Source organism: Rhabdaerophilum sp. (assembly GCF_046092605.1).
Lineage (GTDB): Bacteria > Pseudomonadota > Alphaproteobacteria > Rhizobiales > Beijerinckiaceae > Rhabdaerophilum.
Window position 1 is genome coordinate 1 of the sequence record NZ_JBJTDY010000066.1, and the last position, 16,427, is coordinate 16,427.

Annotated in this window: 17 protein-coding genes and 1 pseudogene; 1 reads left to right on the forward strand and 17 read right to left on the reverse strand. The window is 63.4% G+C overall.

Annotated features, from left to right (window positions below; all coding sequences use genetic code 11):
- Positions 1–312 precede the first annotated feature (312 nt).
- The 17 genes and pseudogenes from glmM to ACKODO_RS05750 form a co-directional block, all read right to left on the reverse strand.
- Positions 313–1,653, reverse strand: a complete 1,341-nt coding sequence (gene glmM, locus ACKODO_RS05670; protein WP_408982481.1) for a phosphoglucosamine mutase — start codon at positions 1,651–1,653, stop codon at positions 313–315.
- Between the two features lie 131 nt (positions 1,654–1,784).
- Positions 1,785–3,707: pseudogene (gene ftsH / locus ACKODO_RS05675) on the reverse strand (ATP-dependent zinc metalloprotease FtsH).
- Between the two features lie 81 nt (positions 3,708–3,788).
- Positions 3,789–4,910, reverse strand: a complete 1,122-nt coding sequence (gene tilS / locus ACKODO_RS05680) for a tRNA lysidine(34) synthetase TilS (protein ID WP_408982482.1) — start codon at positions 4,908–4,910, stop codon at positions 3,789–3,791.
- A complete protein-coding gene (gene ybgF, locus ACKODO_RS05685; RefSeq protein ID WP_408982483.1) occupies positions 4,904–5,755 on the reverse strand; it encodes a tol-pal system protein YbgF in 852 nt (283 codons plus the stop codon). The genes tilS and ybgF overlap by 7 nt, the downstream gene beginning before the upstream one ends.
- 63 nt (positions 5,756–5,818) lie before the next feature.
- Entirely contained in the window at positions 5,819–6,304 is a 486-nt protein-coding gene (gene pal, locus ACKODO_RS05690; RefSeq protein WP_408982497.1) for a peptidoglycan-associated lipoprotein Pal, read from the reverse strand.
- 304 nt (positions 6,305–6,608) lie between these two features.
- The gene (gene tolB, locus ACKODO_RS05695; protein ID WP_408982484.1) at positions 6,609–7,973 is read right to left on the reverse strand and encodes a Tol-Pal system beta propeller repeat protein TolB; all 1,365 of its coding nucleotides are present in this window, start codon (positions 7,971–7,973) and stop codon (positions 6,609–6,611) included.
- A gap of 12 nt (positions 7,974–7,985) precedes the next feature.
- Positions 7,986–9,137 carry a hypothetical protein gene (locus ACKODO_RS05700; protein WP_408982485.1) on the reverse strand — a complete coding sequence of 384 codons (1,152 nt, stop codon included), beginning with the start codon at positions 9,135–9,137 and terminating at the stop codon, positions 7,986–7,988.
- Positions 9,138–9,152: 15 nt separating this feature from the next.
- Positions 9,153–9,590 (reverse strand): ExbD/TolR family protein, encoded by a 438-nt coding sequence (locus ACKODO_RS05705; protein ID WP_408982486.1) that lies wholly within the window; start codon positions 9,588–9,590, stop codon positions 9,153–9,155.
- Positions 9,591–9,602: 12 nt separating this feature from the next.
- Positions 9,603–10,319 carry a protein TolQ gene (tolQ, locus tag ACKODO_RS05710; protein WP_408982487.1) on the reverse strand — a complete coding sequence of 239 codons (717 nt, stop codon included), beginning with the start codon at positions 10,317–10,319 and terminating at the stop codon, positions 9,603–9,605.
- A gap of 158 nt (positions 10,320–10,477) precedes the next feature.
- Positions 10,478–10,885, reverse strand: coding sequence for a tol-pal system-associated acyl-CoA thioesterase (gene ybgC, locus ACKODO_RS05715; protein ID WP_408982488.1), 408 nt, complete (start codon positions 10,883–10,885; stop codon positions 10,478–10,480).
- Positions 10,882–11,793, reverse strand: a complete 912-nt coding sequence (locus ACKODO_RS05720; protein WP_408982489.1) for a metallophosphoesterase — start codon at positions 11,791–11,793, stop codon at positions 10,882–10,884. Before ACKODO_RS05720 ends, ybgC begins: the two co-directional genes overlap by 4 nt.
- Positions 11,790–12,827, reverse strand: a complete 1,038-nt coding sequence (ruvB, locus tag ACKODO_RS05725; RefSeq protein WP_408982490.1) for a Holliday junction branch migration DNA helicase RuvB — start codon at positions 12,825–12,827, stop codon at positions 11,790–11,792. The genes ACKODO_RS05720 and ruvB overlap by 4 nt, the downstream gene beginning before the upstream one ends.
- Positions 12,824–13,471: a hypothetical protein gene (locus tag ACKODO_RS05730; protein WP_408982491.1), complete on the reverse strand. Its 648-nt coding sequence runs from the start codon at positions 13,469–13,471 to the stop codon at positions 12,824–12,826. Before ACKODO_RS05730 ends, ruvB begins: the two co-directional genes overlap by 4 nt.
- A complete protein-coding gene (gene ruvA, locus ACKODO_RS05735; protein ID WP_408982492.1) occupies positions 13,468–14,085 on the reverse strand; it encodes a Holliday junction branch migration protein RuvA in 618 nt (205 codons plus the stop codon). Before ruvA ends, ACKODO_RS05730 begins: the two co-directional genes overlap by 4 nt.
- A gap of 9 nt (positions 14,086–14,094) precedes the next feature.
- On the reverse strand, positions 14,095–14,460 hold the full coding sequence (locus ACKODO_RS05740) for a hypothetical protein (protein WP_408982493.1): 366 nt from the start codon (positions 14,458–14,460) through the stop codon (positions 14,095–14,097).
- Positions 14,457–14,942: a crossover junction endodeoxyribonuclease RuvC gene (gene ruvC, locus ACKODO_RS05745; protein WP_408982494.1), complete on the reverse strand. Its 486-nt coding sequence runs from the start codon at positions 14,940–14,942 to the stop codon at positions 14,457–14,459. Before ruvC ends, ACKODO_RS05740 begins: the two co-directional genes overlap by 4 nt.
- A 57-nt stretch (positions 14,943–14,999) precedes the next feature.
- Positions 15,000–15,746 (reverse strand): YebC/PmpR family DNA-binding transcriptional regulator, encoded by a 747-nt coding sequence (locus ACKODO_RS05750; RefSeq protein WP_408982495.1) that lies wholly within the window; start codon positions 15,744–15,746, stop codon positions 15,000–15,002.
- Positions 15,747–15,995: 249 nt separating this feature from the next.
- On the opposite strand from ACKODO_RS05750, the gene ACKODO_RS05755 reads away from it, so the two are divergent.
- Positions 15,996–16,427 (forward strand): YmdB family metallophosphoesterase (locus ACKODO_RS05755; RefSeq protein WP_408982496.1); only part of this gene is annotated, 432 nt, incomplete at its 3' end.

The following is a 16,427-nucleotide window of genomic DNA, read 5'->3' on the forward strand; positions in this document are numbered from 1 at the left end:
ATGCTGGCCCCCCCGCCAGCCCAGATTGATGTCGGCCGCGAAAGCCGTTCCGCCCGAAAGCGCGGCGGCCAGGCCAGCGAGGCGGAGCGTCGTGAGGCGCAGCATGGTACTTTCCTTCGTTTTCGATCCGCCACGCGATGCGCACAGACGTGGCCACAGGAATCAGACGAAGAAAAATTGCCGGAAAACGGTTAAGGGCCGATTAACCCTAAAAATTAACCCTAACAAAGGGTAAAGGATCGACGCGCTCCCAGGAGACCTCTTTCGGTTGCCCTTTTCGAAAGCCGGGTGTGGGGCGATGGGCAAGGTCGATCAGGCTGCCTTCGCAATCACCGCGCAGACGTCATCGACCACGCGCGCGACCAGGTCGCGATCATCGCCCTCGGCCATCACGCGGATCACCGGCTCGGTGCCCGAAGGCCGGATCACGAGGCGACCTCCCTTGCCGAGGCTCGCGCGGATCGTCTCGATGGCCGCGGAAACGCCCGCATCCTTCAGCGGTTGTCCGCCAGCGGTCTTCACGTTCTTCAGGATCTGCGGCAGCGGCTCGAAGCGCCGGCAGACCTCGCTCACCGGGCGGCCTTCCTTCTGCACCACGGCCAGCACTTGAAGCGCCGCGATCAGGCCGTCACCGGTGGTGGAGTAATCCGAGAGGATGATGTGGCCGGATTGCTCCCCGCCAACATTGAAGCCATGCTCGCGCATGTGCTCCAGCACATAGCGATCGCCGACGGTGGTGCGCGCGAGGCTGAGGCCCAGGCCTTCGAGATGCCGCTCGAGCCCGAGATTGGACATGATCGTGGCCACGAGGCCCGGCTTCGAGAGGCGTCCATCCTGGTGCCAGCTCTCTGTGATGACGGCCATCAGCTGGTCGCCATCCACCACATGGCCCTTCTCGTCCACGAGGATGACACGATCCGCATCGCCATCGAGCGCGATGCCGATATCGGCGCGCATCTCGCGCACCTTCTGCTGCAGCGCATGCGGAGCGGTGGAGCCGAGATCGCGGTTGATGTTGAAGCCATCGGGCTCGACACCCATCGGGATGACTTCTGCGCCCAGTTCCCAGAGGGCTTGCGGCGCGACCTTGTAGCCTGCGCCGTTTGCGCAATCGATCACGATGCGCAGCCCGTCCAGCTCCATGTTGCGGGGCAGGGTGCGTTTGGCGAATTCGATATAGCGCGCCTGCGCGTCATCGATGCGCCTTGCGCGGCCGATCTGCCCCGAGCCGGCGAGCCGGTTGGACAGATCGGCTTCGAGCAGTTCCTCGATCGCGAGTTCCACGACATCCGACAGCTTGTAGCCATCCGGGCCGAACAGCTTGATGCCGTTATCCTCGTAGGCATTGTGCGAGGCGGAGATCATCACGCCGATATCGCAGCGCATGGAACGTGTGAGCATGGCCATGCCGGGTGTGGGGATCGGGCCCGTGAGCATCACATCCATGCCGATGGAGGTGAAGCCAGCCACGAGCGCATATTCGATCATGTAGCCGGAGAGGCGCGTATCCTTGCCGATCAGCACGCGATGCCGGTGTTCGCCCCGCTTGAAGACGAGGCCTGCCGCCTGCCCGACCTTGAGGGCGAGTTCGGGCGTGATCTTGCCATTCGCCCGGCCACGAATGCCATCGGTGCCGAAATACTTGCGTGCCATGTGCGGTTTCCCCGTCGCCGGATGCCCGGCCCGGCCTTTTTTCAGTCTTCGGGCGTGCCCCAAGCGCGGCAGAGTTTCAAGTCGGCCACGCTGGCCTGCCCAAGGCAATGTTATCCGGAAGAGCTTGGCCCTCACCCTTGCGGGGCAGGCTCCATGCCCCCATCCGGCGCCTGCGGCTTGTGCTTGCCCGTGGAGGGCACGGCCGAACCGCGGGGGGTCTTGGGCTCGTCCGGGTCCTGCCGGTCGGGGCGCTTGCCCTTCATCAGGTCGCGGAGCTCGTCGCCCGTCAGGGTCTCGAACTCAAGCAGGGCCTGCGCCACTGCTTCGAAATCATCCTTGTTTTCCTGGATGATCTTGCGTGCCGTCGTCTCGCCATCCTCGATGAGCTTGCGCACTTCCTGGTCGATCAGCTTGGCGGTTTCATCCGACATGTTGGTGGTCTGCGCCACCGAGTGGCCGAGGAAGACCTCCTGCTGGTTCGAGGCGTAGCGGACGCGGCCAAGCCTCTCGCTCATGCCCCATTCCATCACCATGGAGCGGGCCAGCTGTGTGGCCATCTGGATGTCGCCCGATGCGCCGCTCGTCACCTTTTCCGGGCCGAAGGTAGTGATTTCCGCCTCGCGGCCGCCGAACAGCATGGCGAGCCGGGCCACGGCCTTCTCGCGCGAGAAGGAGTAGCGGTCGCTTTCCGGCAGGGTCATCACCATGCCGAGCGCGCGGCCACGCGGGATGATCGTCGCCTTGTGGATCGGATCAAGGCCCGCGAGCTTCAGGGCGATGATCGCATGGCCCGCCTCGTGATAGGCGGTGAGCTTCTTCTCGTCCTCGGACATGGCCATGGATTTGCGCTCGGCGCCCATCATGACCTTGTCCTTCGCATCCTCGAATTCCTTCATGGTCACGAGGCGGCGATTGCGGCGGGCTGCCATCAGCGCGGCCTCGTTCACGAGGTTCATCAGGTCGGCGCCCGAAAAGCCGGGCGTGCCGCGCGCCAGCACGTGCAGGTCCACATCCGGGGCCAGCGGCACCTTGCGGGCATGCACCTTGAGGATCTTGTCGCGGCCATTCACATCCGGCAGCGGCACCACGATCTGCCGGTCGAAGCGGCCCGGGCGCAGAAGCGCGGGGTCGAGCACGTCTGGCCGGTTGGTGGCGGCGATGATGATGATGCCTTCATTGGCCTAGCAGCCGGCCATCGCCACCAGGTGCTGGTTCCGCGTCTGCTCGCGCTCGTCCTAGCCGCCGCCGTGGCCGGCGCCGCGATGACGACCGACCGCGTCGATTTCATCGATGAAGATGATGCAGGGCGCGTTCTTCTTGGCTTCCGCGAACATGTCACGGACACGGGATGCACCCACGCCGACAAACATTTCCACGAAATCCGAGCCGGAAATCGTGAAGAACGGCACATTCGCCTCCCCCGCGACCGCGCGGGCCGTGAGCGTCTTGCCGGTGCCCGGAGGGCCAACGAGCAATACGCCGCGCGGAATGCGACCGCCGAGACGCTGGAACTTCTGCGGATCGCGCAGGAATTCCACGATTTCCTGCAGGTCTTCCTTCGCCTCGTCGATGCCCGCGACATCATCGAAGGTCACGCGGCCATGCGCCTCGGTGAGGAGGCGCGCGCGCGATTTTCCGAAGCCCATGGCCCGGCCGGCGCCGTTTTGCATCTGGCGGGACATGTAGATCCAGATCGCGATGAACGCGATGATCGGCAGCCAGTTGAGCAGGAAGCCGATATACCAGGGATTGTCGGCATTGGGCGAACGGAACGCCGTGGTCACGTTCTTCTCGCGCAGCTTCTCGATCAGGCGCGTATCCACTGGCCCCAGCGTCACGAAGCCCTGCTGCGTGTCGCGGAAAGTGCCCTGGATCTCGCCACCGGTCACGGTAATGCGCTCGACACGGCCCTTTTCCACCTCATCGAGGAAGGCCGAATAGGGCAGCTCCTGCCCCCCCTGCCGGCTCGCCGGGCTCTGGAAGACCGAGGCAAGGGCGAGTACGAGAAGGAGGATGATCGCCCACAGGGCGATATTCCGGACATTGGGGTTCATCGGGCTCTGGCTTTCGCTCAATCCGCGTTCGTAAGGGCAGCTGCTCTCGCCATGCGGCTAAAGAGCGGACTTCGTATCACTCTATTTAGAAACGTCGGGCGCGATTGCCAAGGCACCGCGCGATTGCAACGCGTTTCCTTTATTCGATCCGCGGCGTGGCGGCGCCGAGCGCACTTCGATCAGCGCGTTGGCATGAGCCACCACGGCCCAGGCCAGCGTGGAGCGGAACGGCCGCTGGTCGCGGATCGCCATGCGCAGGTTGCGCATCAGCATTTCCAGCTTCGCAAGCGGGATTTGCGCATCCATGTTTTCGCGGCCGGCGATCGCGAACATCGAGCGGCGCAACATGCGCATCGCGATCTCGAACGGCTCGGTGCAGAAAGGTTCGGCCTTGAGGCGCATGGTGCCGCCATCGGGGGCATGGCGGATCACGCATGCATCCAGCATGCGCTCGACCACATGCTCGATCGCATCCTCGGTGCGACGCGCCCGGGCGGCCAGCTTGCCAAGGCGCTCCGGTGTCAGCCCCTCCTGGGCAAGAACGGGCATCAGGGCGCGCAGGCGAACCCGCTTGTAGCGCCCGTCGTGATTGGAGGCGTCCTGTGCGAAATGCCAGCCATGCAGGTCGCAGGTCGCAAGCACGCGAGACTTCGGCACATCGAGGAACGGGCGCAGATGGCCGATATGGCCGCGCCTCACGTTGGGGCGCATGGCGCCAAGGCCGCCAAGGCCGGTGCCGCTCGCCATGCGCATCAGAACGGTTTCCGCCTGGTCGTCTAGCGTGTGAGCGGTCACGATATGGCTCGCCTCAATGGCGCGGGCATGGCCGAGCAGCAGCGCGTAACGCCCCTGGCGGGCGGCCTCCTGGCTGAAGGGAGCCGCCGGACGATCCAACCAGAGAAGCGTGCGATGCGGGATCTGCAGTTCCTTGCAGAGGCCGGCGACCATCTTCGCCTCTTCGGCCGCTTCGGGTCTCAGCCCATGGTCAACGGTCGCGACAGCCAGCGGCGGGAGGCAGGCCCGGACAGCCGCCGCGAGGCCGAGCATGGCGATGGAATCCGGCCCGCCGGAAACCGCGAGCAGCAAGCCCTTGGTCTCGTCATTGCCCAGAGCGCCGAGGAACAGGGCCAGCGCCTCTTCGGGAATCAGCGGAAGGCTGTCGGGAGGGGGCTCGTCACCCTTGTCCGGCGGCATTCTCAGCATTGCGCCCGAACCTTTTCCCGCTCGACGGCTGCCCGAATGGCCGCGGAGGCATCCGGGTATTTGACGGGTAACTGGTTGAAGGTCCCGCAAGCCTCGGATTTCGCCCCGAGTCCACGCAAGGCGATACCGAGCTTCAGCATTGCTTCCGGCGCACGGCCCGCCTTGGGGAATTTCGTCGTGACATTCAGATATTGCTCGGCCGCCTCGCGATAGCGAGTGCGAAAGAGATAGCTCTCGCCGAGGAGGAACGTCGCATCCGCCGTGCGGCGATCGCGCGGGTGGGCGCGAAGGAATTCGCGGAAAGCGCCTTCCGCCTCGGCATGGCTGCCTTGTTCGAGCAAGGCGCGAGCGGCCTCGAAATCAACGCGCGGATCGCCCGACGCGCCGGTGACGGGCTGGGGCGCGACTGAAGCGCGCGGATTGCGTGTCACATCAAGCGGCGCGCTGATATCGCCCGCGCCGGGCGGGCCCGGCGTGAGAGGGCGCGGCCCGCCCGGAGCGGCCGGGCTCGTTGCCGGATCGAAGGCATCCTGCCGGCGGCCTGCCGGCGGCGTGGCCGCCGGGCCGAGAGTCGCGGGCGCTGCCGCGCGGGGTGGATTGCCGCGGCCCTGTTCGAGGTCGCGGAAGCGCAGATCGGTATCGGCCTGCAGGCGCTTCAGTTGATCTTCCAGACGGCGCGTCTGGAAGGACATCTCCTCGATCTGCCCATTGAGGCGACGGTTTTCGCTTTCCAGCCGATCGAGGCGCAGCAGCATCTCGGCGGCATCCTGCGCAAAAGCCGGAACGCCAAAGGCCCCCAGAAGGAGGCCCAGGCTCAGCGCGATCTTGCGAATCCACCGCATCATGATGATCTGATCCTACCCGATTGCTGCCCGGCATTCACGCCGGGCACGGGGTGTCCGACGTGATCAACCGCCCGAAAGAACGGTTTGAACGCGGCGATTCTGCGACCAGCAGGAAATATCGTCGCAGGTCGCGACCGGGCGCTCCTTGCCATAGGAGATGGTGCGGATGCGCGACGCCGAAATGCCGCGGGCCACAAGATAGTTCTTCACGGCCTCGGCGCGCCGGGCGCCCAGCGCGAAATTGTATTCGCGGGTGCCGCGTTCGTCGGCATGACCCTCGAGCGTGAAGGAATAGCGCGTGTAGCGTTTGAGCCAGGAGGCCTGCCGCTCCAGAACGGCCTGACCCTGCGCGTTGATTTCGGAGGAATCGGTATCGAAGAATACCCGGTCGCCCACGGAGGCCGACTGGAACTCCGCCACCGAACCTGGGGTGCCGGCGCCACTGAGGCCCGCCGCATTCGGATCGGTCGTCGAGTTCGAGCCACAGGCTGCCACGAAGGCTGTCAGCGCCACCACCACGAAGACACGCGCGAGGCGCGAGAAATCCATTGTCATCCAAGTTACTCCATTGAGCGGCATCGCCGCGCTACTTGCCCGTAAGCGGCATCGCCGCGCTAGTGGCCCGTGAGCGGCATCGCCGCGCGACTGGCCCGCCCGAACCCTTCGCATTTTCGCGATTACCTAAAAGGCGCGCGGATTAACGAAAGCTTCTGTTTAGCCTAATGAAACACTTTCAGACGGGCTCAACCGGGCGACTTTGCGGCAGAAGGTGAACGAAGTGTTGATATTGCAACCTTACGTCACGCCGGCCGCATCGCGCCGCCGGGCAGAAGCGTGGCCTTGAGCGCCTCGCTCATCGGGCCGAACGCAGCGGCGACCAGGCGGGATCGGAGGCGAAATTCGGCGTGGGGATCGGAACATCCACCCGGCCCGTAATATCCACCATATGGAGCTTCGCGCCCGCGCCGCTCTCGCGGAAGAACACGATGTAGCGCCCGTTCGGCGCCCAGCTCGGCCCTTCATTGTGAAAGCCTTCCGTGAGGATGCGCTCGCCCGAGCCATCCGGCTTCATGATGCCGATGGCGAAATTTCCGCCGCGCTGCTTCGTAAAGGCGATCAGATCGCCTTTCGGTGACCAGACCGGCGTGGAATAGCGCCCCTCGCCGAAGGAGATGCGCCGCGCGCCGCCGCCATTCGCATCCATCACGTAGAGCTGCTGGCCGCCGCCCCGATCGCTTTCGAAGACGATCTGGCTGCCATCGGGTGAAAAGGAGGGCGAGGTGTCGATCGCGCCGCCCCCGGTCAGCGGGCGCAGGCTGCGCGATCCAAGATCGACCGCCACGATATTCGCCTGCCCGTTATTCTCGATCGACATCGCCAGCGTGCCGCCATTGGGCGCAAAACGCGGCGCGAAGCTCATCACGCCATCCTGCCCGATCACGTTGCGCTGGCCGGTGCCGAGATCCAGGACCTGCACGCGCGGGCGGCCATCGCCGAAGGCCATGAAGGCCACGCGATCGCCGCGCGGCGAATAGCGCGGGGTGACCAGCAGTTCCTCGCCCGAGGAGAGTGCCAGGAAATTCGCACCGTCCTGATCCATGATGGCGAGGCGCTTCCGGCGCTTGTCCTTCGGACCGGTCTCGTCAACGAAGACGATGCGGGTATCGAAGAAGCCGGTCTCGCCGGTGATGCGCTCGAACACGGCATCCGATGCGAGATGCCCGAGGCGCCGCCAGGCGGCGGCGTCCACGCCATGGCGCTGGCCGAGAATGGCCTTGCCGGTGGAGACCTCCCAGAGGCGATATTCCACAGCGAGCCGCCCGCCATCGCGCACCACGCGCCCGTTCAGCAACGCCTGCGCGCCAATGCCCTGCCAGGCGGCGAAATTCGGCGTCGCATCAAAAGCGATTTTCTGTTCGGGGAAGCGCGCGCGATCGAGCGGTTCGAACACGCCGGAACGCTTCAGATTGTTGGTGATGATGCCGGCAACCTCCTGCCCCTGCAAACCTTCGCCCACAAAATCCACGATGGCGATCGGCATCGGCTTGAAATTGCGCGGGTTGATATCGATGCAGAGCGTGCCGGCATTGCAGCCCGCGCCCTGGGCGAACGCGCCGGCGCTGATCACCAGCGGCATGGTGAGACAGGCAACAAGACCCGACACAATTCCAAGGAATCGGAAGCCCGGCGGGCGAAGAAGGCGAAGCGGGTTCAGCATGGTTTGGCTCGTTCACTGCATCTCGCTCGGGTCGAACCCGATGAGGAGCGATTTCCAGTCTTCATAGGTGGCCATGAAGCGCTCGGGGATCTTGAAGGGTGCGCAATTGCGCAGGGCGCGCATATTGGCTTCCGCATAGGGCATGTAGCCCGGCTCGTTCATGGGGTTGGTGAGCGTCGGGCCGGAGGTGATCGAACCGTCGCGGCCAAGCGCAAGCGCCACGATGGGCTTCGAATGCGGGATCGCCCCCGGCGGGATCGAGAGGCAGCGATTCATCTGCTCCGTCAGCAGGCCGATCAGCTGCGAACGTTCCGAAGGCGACAGCCGCCTTCCGGTGGCGTTCTCGGTGCCAAGGCTTGCCTCCCGGCTTACCTGCGCGCCCGTGGCGCCGGTGGAGGAGGGCGCCTCGCGTGACGTGAGAAGCCGCTGGCGGATCGCGTCCTCCAGCCTTCTGGCCTCGGCGGCTTCCTTCTCGCGCTTCTCGCGATCCTCGCGCGTCCTGCGCTCGGCAGCGGCGCGTTCATCCGCGCGCTTCTTCTCTTCGGCCTTCCGGTTTTCCTCGGCCTTGCGCTGATCCTCGGCGGCTTTCGCCTCCTCGCGGCGCTTCTCCTCGATCTGCTTCTGCTCGAGGAGTTTCGCGAGATCCTCCTTTTTCGGCTCGGGCTTCGGCTCGGGGCGCTTCGGCGGGGTCGGGAGCTCGGCCTTCTCGTCCTCCGGTTCTTCCGGCTGGGGCTTGGGCTCCGGCGGACGAGCGACGGGCTTCGGTTCGGGCGGGCGAACGGGCGGAGGCGGCAGCGCCGCCACCTGGCGCTGCGGCTCGGGTTTCGCCTCGGCTTTCGGCGGCTCGGCCTTCACCGGTTCGGCCGCGACATCCCTCTTCGCCTCGCCCGGGTCATTGTTCCGACGGATCTCGGAGACGCTTTCGGCGCGCGGCTGCGGCTCGGGCTTCTTCTCGCCCTTCTTTTCGCCCTTCATCATCTCGTTGAACTCACGTTCGGAGATGACATCCACCGCGACACCTTCCTGCGCGGGCGTGAAGGGCTTGGCGGAAGAGAACGCGGCCAGCCCCACGATCAGCATGGCGGCATGCCCTGCGACCGAGACGAACCCGCCCGGCTGGCGCCAGTCGAGAAGGCTTCTGAGGGTGTCGAGCTTCCGCGCCATGTCTTCGCGAAACCCTTACCTGCGTTCCTGCGGCTGGTTGATGAGGGCCGTCTTCGCGTAGCCGCCCGCTTTCAGCGCCGCGAGAACCTCGGCCACGCGACCGTAATTCACCTGCGCCGCACCCCGGATATAGATGCGCTCGTCGAAGCCGTCCTTCGCGATCGCCTGGATCTCCGGGATGAGGCGCTCGATCGTCACTTCCTTCTCCTGCAGGAAGAGCCTGCCGCGTTCGTCGATCGTGACGGCAATCGGCTTCTGCTCGATGTTGAGCTGGGCCGCGCCGGTCTTCGGCAGATCCACCGGCACGCCGACCGTGAGCAGGGGTGCCGCGACCATGAAGATCACCAGCAGCACCAGCATCACGTCGATGAAGGGGATCATGTTGAGTTCGGCCATGGGAGCGGCCTTGCGCCCCTTGCGCCTCTTCCCTCCGGGCATGGAAACGGAAGCCATCGCCCTTCCTCCTCAGGCCGCGCCGCGGTTCTGCACCGTGCCGGCGCGCTCGTCGATCTGGCGCGAGAGGATCGCGGAGAATTCATCCGCGAAGCTTTCGAGCCGGCCCTGGATCTTTCCGGCATCGCGCACGAACTTGTTGTAGAAGATATTGGCCGGAATGGCGGCGGCCAAGGCTATGGCAGTCGCGAAGAGCGCTTCCGCAATGCCCGGCGCGACAACCGCGAGCGAGGTGTTCTTCGAAGCGGCAATCGAGCGGAAAGTCGTCATGATGCCGAAGACCGTGCCGAAAAGGCCGATATAGGGCCCCACGGAGGCGATGGTCGCAAGCGCGAGCAGCTTCGATTCGAGCCTTTCCACCTCGCGGGCAATCGAGACATCGAGCACCTTGTCGATGCGGGTTTGCAGGCTTGCGAAACCGCGCCCCGAGCCCTCGAAGGCGCGGCGCCATTCGGTCATGGCCGCGATGAAGAGGGCGGCAAAACCGTCATTCGTCTTGTTCACGAGGCCGCGATAGAGTTCATCAAGGCTCTGGCCAGACCAGAAACGGTCCTCGAATTCATCCATGCTTTTCGCCATGCTGCGCATGGCGATCGATTTGTTGATGATGATGGCCCAGGACCATACCGACGCTACGGCCAACCCGATCATCACCAGCTTCACGATGAAGTGAGCATGCATGAAGAGGGCAATGAGCGAGAGATCCACTTGGGCTTCTGCGCCGGGCATTCCGTTATCCTTCCTTCGCGAACCGGCGAGGGCCCGGTTCCGCTTGGTCCGTTCAGGGGTCCATGCGCGCGGTTTGGGACCAAACTGGGGCAAGCACAGGGAAAGCTTCGCGCGGAAGGCCTTCCCGCCCGGCTCCCCTCATCCATCCCCGTTTATGGTTAAGGATTGGCTAGAAAATCAAGTCTCGAACGGAGATCCGCGCCGAATTTCCGGGGCTTGCCGCCAGCGAGATGCGCGATTTCCACCCGCGCCGAACAGAGAAGCGCCTCGCCGCGCAGCAGTTTCTGCCTCATCACCAGGCTCGCGGCACCCACCTCCGCGACATGCGTCTCGACCGTGACGACGTCATCCATCCGGGCCGGCGAGCGGAAATCGATCTCCATCCGCCGCACCACGAAGAAGAACGGCCCCCCCTCCGCCTCGAACAGGGCGCGATGATCGACACCGAGATCCCGCAAGGCTTCCGTCCGGGCCCGCTCGAAAAAGTGAAGGTAGCGTGCGTGATAAACGAAGCCGGAGAAATCCGTGTCCTCGTAATAGATGCGGATGGGGAGCGTCGCTGTCATGCGCCCATCTCAACCATCACAATTTCGGGCGGAACGCCGACACGGATCGGCAATATGCTACATCCCAAGCCACCTGAAACGACAACATCCCGTTTGCCGATTTGAAAATGGCCATAGGGGAACTTCTTGCTGCCGCGAGAAGCTGATGCCGGCCGCCAGCCAAAAAGATTGACCTGACCACCATGCGTGTGTCCACACAGTGTAAGACAGACTCTTTCGGGGATGGACGGGATGATGTCTGGCTCGTGAGCGATCAAAATGATAGGATCTTCCGTCGCAATCTGTTGCAAGAGCCCCGGCAAATCATCCAGGCCTGTAACTCGCTTCCCAGCTGGCGCAGTCCTGTTCAGCATCGCAAGCTGATCTTCCAAACCCGCAAGCCAAAACCCACGACCTTGATGAGCCAGTCTGACAGCCCGATTTGAGTAGACAGGAATACCAACGGCTTCGAGCGCACGTTGAGCAACCGTTGGCCCGCCTTGCCGACGCTGCGCCTCCCGGTCATCCCACCAATCGTGGTTGCCGAGGATGGCATGAACACCAAGGGGCGCCTTAAGCAGGGCGAGTTCTGCAGCCCATTCCGAAGAAGGGATTTCTCCAAGCCGCCATCGTTTCATTCCGGCAGTATAGTCGCCAAGCAGGACTGTAAGGTCTGGATTGAGTTTATTTGTTTGTTCAACGATAGAGCGAATGCGATCCAACGACATCCAAGGATCGCAAGCGTGAATGTCAGCAATAACTGCAATTTTTAAATTTATGTCTTTCGGCCAATTCTCAGGCGTGAGTTTGTAGCGTGTCACATTTGGGCGCTGCATTGGGCCATAACCGACAGCGTAAGCCACACCCGCAATAAAGGTTCCAATTCCTCCAAGGAAAATCTTCAGGAACGATCGGCGATCGAAATTCACTCCTCCTCCCCCTCGAACAGGCCGAACTGCGCGGGCTGGCGGGCGGGTGGTGTCATCCCCAAATGACGGAAGGCTGCATCCGTGAGAAGCCGGCCGCGCGGCGTGCGCTGCAGGAAGCCCTGCTGGAGCAGGTAGGGTTCGATGATGTCCTCGACCGCATCGCGCGGCTCGGAGAGAGCGGCCGCCATGGTTTCGATGCCCACGGGACCGCCGGAGAATTTCTCGGCGATCGTCGTCAGATAGCGCCGGTCCATCAGATCGAGGCCGATGGAATCGACATCGAGCATCGTCAGGGCCTTGTCGGCGATATGCCGCGTGACCTTGTCCGCGCCTTCGACGATCGCGACATCGCGCACGCGTCTGAGCAAGCGCCCGGCTATGCGGGGGGTGCCGCGCGCGCGCCGCGCGATTTCGTTCGCGCCATCGGGCGCGATCCCGATGCCGAGCACGCGTGCGCCGCGCGTGACGATCAGTTCGAGTTCCTCCACCGTGTAGAAATTGAGCCGCACGGGAATGCCGAAGCGATCGCGCAGCGGGGTGGTGAGAAGCCCCGCGCGCGTGGTGGCGCCCACGAGCGTGAATTTCGGCAGGTCGATCTTCACGCTTCGTGCGGCCGGGCCTTCGCCGATGATGAGATCGAGCTGGTAATCCTCCATCGCGGGGTAGAGGATTTCCTCCACCGCCGGGTTGAGGCGATGAATTTCGTCGATGAACAGCACATCGCGCTCGTCCAAGTTGGTGAGCTGGGCGGCCAGATCGCCCGCTTTGGCGATCACCGGGCCGGAGGTGGAGCGGAAATTGACGCCAAGCTCGCGCGCGACGATCTGCGCGAGCGTGGTTTTGCCAAGCCCCGGCGGGCCGACGAACAGCACATGGTCAAGCGCCTCGCCACGCGCCTTCGCGGCGGCGATGAAGACCTTCAGGTTCTCCTGCGCCTGGGCTTGCCCGATGAATTCGCCAAGCTGCAACGGGCGGATGGTGGTGTCCACATCATCGCCGCGCTTTTCTGGGTTCAGGAGGCCTGGGCGGGTCATAGGGTGGGTTCCGTTCGTATTACGTCATCCCAAAGCGCAGCATCACTCCCATGATCATTGCGGCTGGCAGGGTTCTGTAGGATTTCAATGCGCCCCGTTTGAAATTCAGACCACGATTCGCAAGGTGAAAACGGTCGTTTCTTTGTTTCATAATCCTGATAAAGACTTGAAAAGTCCTTTTTTAGGACATCTAGGCATGATCGAGCAAGCTCTTGGAGAAATCCGATACTTGTTGGAGGTGGATCATAATCGAAGTGATATCGCCATGTTTCAAACAAACTTCTTGGTTTTTTTGGGTCAGGGATCAGTGAATTTCTAATATCCTCCTCAAGATTTTCGAACGTAAAATAATTACGAAAGCTATTACGAATCGCTGTTTTCGTTTTCTCATTGATGTTTTTGTATAGTTCCCATGTGTTATGACTTTTTGGTGTTTCTGACGTTGATTTAGACAGAAGGCCAAGCAATTTGAGCGATATCTCGATTGATAACGCGTAGTTGATGACAGCTGGTCCTACGACACTATGAGACGGATAGCTCCCGAATTCCAATTCGATCGCGCATCTTTCACCACCCATGAAGAATGAAATTGCCGTCGCGAGCATCCGAAGCTCTCGTGAAATGGCTTCATTAGCATCACTCACTTCGCCAACTCCCTGAGCCCCTGCCGGATGAGCGCGCTGGTTTCCGCGCCTTCGCCGAGCGCTTTTGAGGCCCCCGCGACCGCCGCGGCGGCCTGCGGCTGGCCATAGCCGAGATTGATCAGCGCCGAGATCGCATCTTTCACCGGCCCCTTGGCGCGGCCTTCATCGAGTTCGCCCGCAAGTTTCACCACCGCCGGGTCAACCGAACCAAAAGCCGGGGCCTTGTCCTTCAACTCCACGCAGATGCGTTCGGCGAGCTTCGGGCCGACGCCGGAGGTGCGGGCAATCGCCGCCTTGTCCTTCATGGCGATGGCATTGGCGAGTTCGCCGGGCTTCAGCGTGGAGAGGATGGCGAGCGCCACCTTCTGCCCCACGCCCTGCACGCCGAGAAGGATGTTGAACCACGCTTTCTCGGTTTCGCTCGCAAAGCCGAAGAGGCGGATCATGTCCTCGCGCACGATGGTTTCGATGAAAAGCGTCGCGGCTTCCCCCGCCTGCGGCAGCGCCTGCAAGGTGCGGGACGAGCAATGGACCAGATAGCCGATGCCATGCACGTCGAGGATCACATGTTCCTCGCCGTAGCTGTCGATCATGCCTTTGAGCTTGCCGATCATCCATTCACCTCACGGGGAGCAGCGGAGGAAGGTGGAGGCCGGGGTGCCATCCGGCCAGGCGATGCGCAGGCGGTTCGGCTGCACCTCCATATGGAAGCGTTTCGGCCCGCCCGAGCCGGCATGCAGGCCGCGGCATTGCCTGCCATCCACCTGCCAGAGCGTGCGATCACCCGCTTCGCCGCGCAGATAAAGTGTCAGGCCCTCGCAGGAGAACACGCTCGATTCGAAACCGTTCGCCTTGACGGTAAGAAAGAAATCCTTCGTGGCGCAGCTCGCGGCATCCACCGCATAACGCCCCGGCACGGGCTTCTGCGGCGCGGCCAGCGCAGAACCCATCAGGGCAAGGCTGGCCGCAAGGCCCGGGGCAATTCTCATTTCTGCCCCCGGTGATGCGCGTGGCAGATGGCGATGGCGAGCGCATCGGCCATGTCATCGGTGCGGAATTCCGCTTTCGGCAGCAACACCTTCACCATCATGCGGATCTGCTCCTTCTCGGCATGGCCCGCGCCGACGACGCTCTTCTTCACCTGGTTCGGGGCATATTCCACCACACGGAGCCCGGCCTGGGCCGGCACCAGCATCGCAACGCCGCGCGCCGCGCCAAGCTTGAGGGTGGAGCGCGGGTCCTTGTTGAGGAAGGTCTCCTCCACGGCCGCCTCGTGCGGCTGATGATCGTGGATCACCTGCAGGAGGCCTTCATGAATGGCCGCGAGGCGATCCGCGAGATCGGCCTTGGGCGAGGGCTCCACGGCGCCACAGGCGATGTAGGAAAGACGCGTGCCCTCGATGGCAACGATTCCCCAGCCCGTATGCCGGAGGCCGGGATCGATGCCGATGATTCGCTTCGCGCTTGCCATGCCCGTTTCTATGCCGGCCAGGGCGAGAACGAAAGGTGAAGATCAGGCCTGGGCCGCTCAGGCTGTGAGTTTCGCCATCACCTCGTCGGAAACCTCGAAATTCGAGAAGACGTTCTGCACATCATCGTCGTTGTCGAGATTGTCGAGAAGCTTCATCACGCTCTGGGCCTTCTCCTCGTCCACCAGCACGTGGTTCTGCGGCTTCCAGATGATTTTCGCGGAAGCGGGCGCGCCGAGCTTGGCTTCGAGCGTTTTCGACACGTCGGAGAGATCCGCGAAGGCACAGGTGATGGTGTGGCCGTTCTCGTCCGAGGCGACATCCTCTGCACCCGCCTCGATCGCGGCTTCCATGACGGTATCGCCGTCGCCGGCTGAAGCGGGGTAGGTGATCTCGCCGATGCGGTCGAACTGGAAGGTGGCCGAGCCCGTGGCGCCGAGTTCGCCGCCCGCCTTGGTGAAATAGGAGCGCACGGCCGCGCTGGTGCGGTTGCGGTTATCCGTCAGCGCCTCGACGATCAGCATCACGCCGCCGGGGCCGCGACCCTCGTAGCGGATTTCCTCGAAATTGTCGGCCTCGCCGCCGGTCGCCTTCTTGATGGCACGCTCGATATTGTCCTTCGGCATGTTCTCGGCGCGCGCGGCGAGAACGGCCATGCGCAGGCGCGGGTTCATGTTCGGATCGGGCAGACCCAGCTTGGCCGCCACCGTGATTTCCTTCGCGAGCTTGCCGAACAGCTTCGATCGCACGGCATCCTGCTTGCCCTTGCGATGCATGATGTTCTTGAATTGCGAATGGCCGGCCATGGCGGAGCCCCGTCTTCGTGGATCACGTGGTTGGAACGGGCTTTTAGAAAAGCGTGCGGCAAAAGAAAAGCGGCTGTTCGAGGCCGGGATCGGTGTTCCGATCGAAGCGGATCGAAACACTGCCCCGTCCTTGGTCCTGTCGCGTTTTCTTCACGCGAACCGGTGCCCACTTCGCTTGAAAACACTCCCTGGCTCATTGTCGCATTTTCTGCGATCAACCGGCGTCCACTTGATCGGAACATGCTCCCCATGCGCATTCTCTTCCTCGGCGATGTGGTCGCCAAACCCGGCCGCGAGGCGGTCCAGCGGCACCTCCCCTCGCTGCGTGAGCGCTGGAAGCTCGATTGCGTGGTGATCAACGGCGAGAATTCCGCCGGCACCATCGGCATCACGGAGGCGATCTGCAACGAAATCCTCGATGCCGGCGCGGATTGCGTGACCCTCGGCAACCATGCCTGGGACCAGCGCGAGGCGCTTGTCTTCATCGAGCGCGAGCACCGGCTTCTCCGCCCCGCGAATTTCATGCGCGGCACGCCGGGTCGCGGTTCGGCCCTCATCGAGACGAGGAAAGGTGCCCGCGTGCTGGTGGTGAACCTCATCGGGCGCGTCTTCATGCAGATATCCGACGATCCCTTCGCCGAGATCGACCGGCAGATGGAGGCCTGCCCGCTGGGCCAGGGC

What these genes read in the sequence shown, in the direction of transcription:
- tilS (WP_408982482.1), bottom strand. Translation starts at nt 4,910, where the DNA reads ATGCTGAGAATGCCGCCGGACAAGGGTGACGAGCCCCCTCCCGACAGC.
- ACKODO_RS05705 (WP_408982486.1), bottom strand. Translation starts at nt 9,590, where the DNA reads ATGGCTTCCGTTTCCATGCCCGGAGGGAAGAGGCGCAAGGGGCGCAAG.
- ybgF (WP_408982483.1), bottom strand. Translation starts at nt 5,755, where the DNA reads ATGATGCGGTGGATTCGCAAGATCGCGCTGAGCCTGGGCCTCCTTCTG.
- ybgC (WP_408982488.1), bottom strand. Translation starts at nt 10,885, where the DNA reads ATGACAGCGACGCTCCCCATCCGCATCTATTACGAGGACACGGATTTC.
- ruvB (WP_408982490.1), bottom strand. Translation starts at nt 12,827, where the DNA reads ATGACCCGCCCAGGCCTCCTGAACCCAGAAAAGCGCGGCGATGATGTG.
- ACKODO_RS05700 (WP_408982485.1), bottom strand. Translation starts at nt 9,137, where the DNA reads ATGGCGCGGAAGCTCGACACCCTCAGAAGCCTTCTCGACTGGCGCCAG.
- ruvC (WP_408982494.1), bottom strand. Translation starts at nt 14,942, where the DNA reads ATGGCAAGCGCGAAGCGAATCATCGGCATCGATCCCGGCCTCCGGCAT.
- tolQ (WP_408982487.1), bottom strand. Translation starts at nt 10,319, where the DNA reads ATGCCCGGCGCAGAAGCCCAAGTGGATCTCTCGCTCATTGCCCTCTTC.
- ruvA (WP_408982492.1), bottom strand. Translation starts at nt 14,085, where the DNA reads ATGATCGGCAAGCTCAAAGGCATGATCGACAGCTACGGCGAGGAACAT.
- glmM (WP_408982481.1), bottom strand. Translation starts at nt 1,653, where the DNA reads ATGGCACGCAAGTATTTCGGCACCGATGGCATTCGTGGCCGGGCGAAT.
- pal (WP_408982497.1), bottom strand. Translation starts at nt 6,304, where the DNA reads ATGGATTTCTCGCGCCTCGCGCGTGTCTTCGTGGTGGTGGCGCTGACA.
- ACKODO_RS05750 (WP_408982495.1), bottom strand. Translation starts at nt 15,746, where the DNA reads ATGGCCGGCCATTCGCAATTCAAGAACATCATGCATCGCAAGGGCAAG.
- tolB (WP_408982484.1), bottom strand. Translation starts at nt 7,973, where the DNA reads ATGCTGAACCCGCTTCGCCTTCTTCGCCCGCCGGGCTTCCGATTCCTT.
- ACKODO_RS05740 (WP_408982493.1), bottom strand. Translation starts at nt 14,460, where the DNA reads ATGAGAATTGCCCCGGGCCTTGCGGCCAGCCTTGCCCTGATGGGTTCT.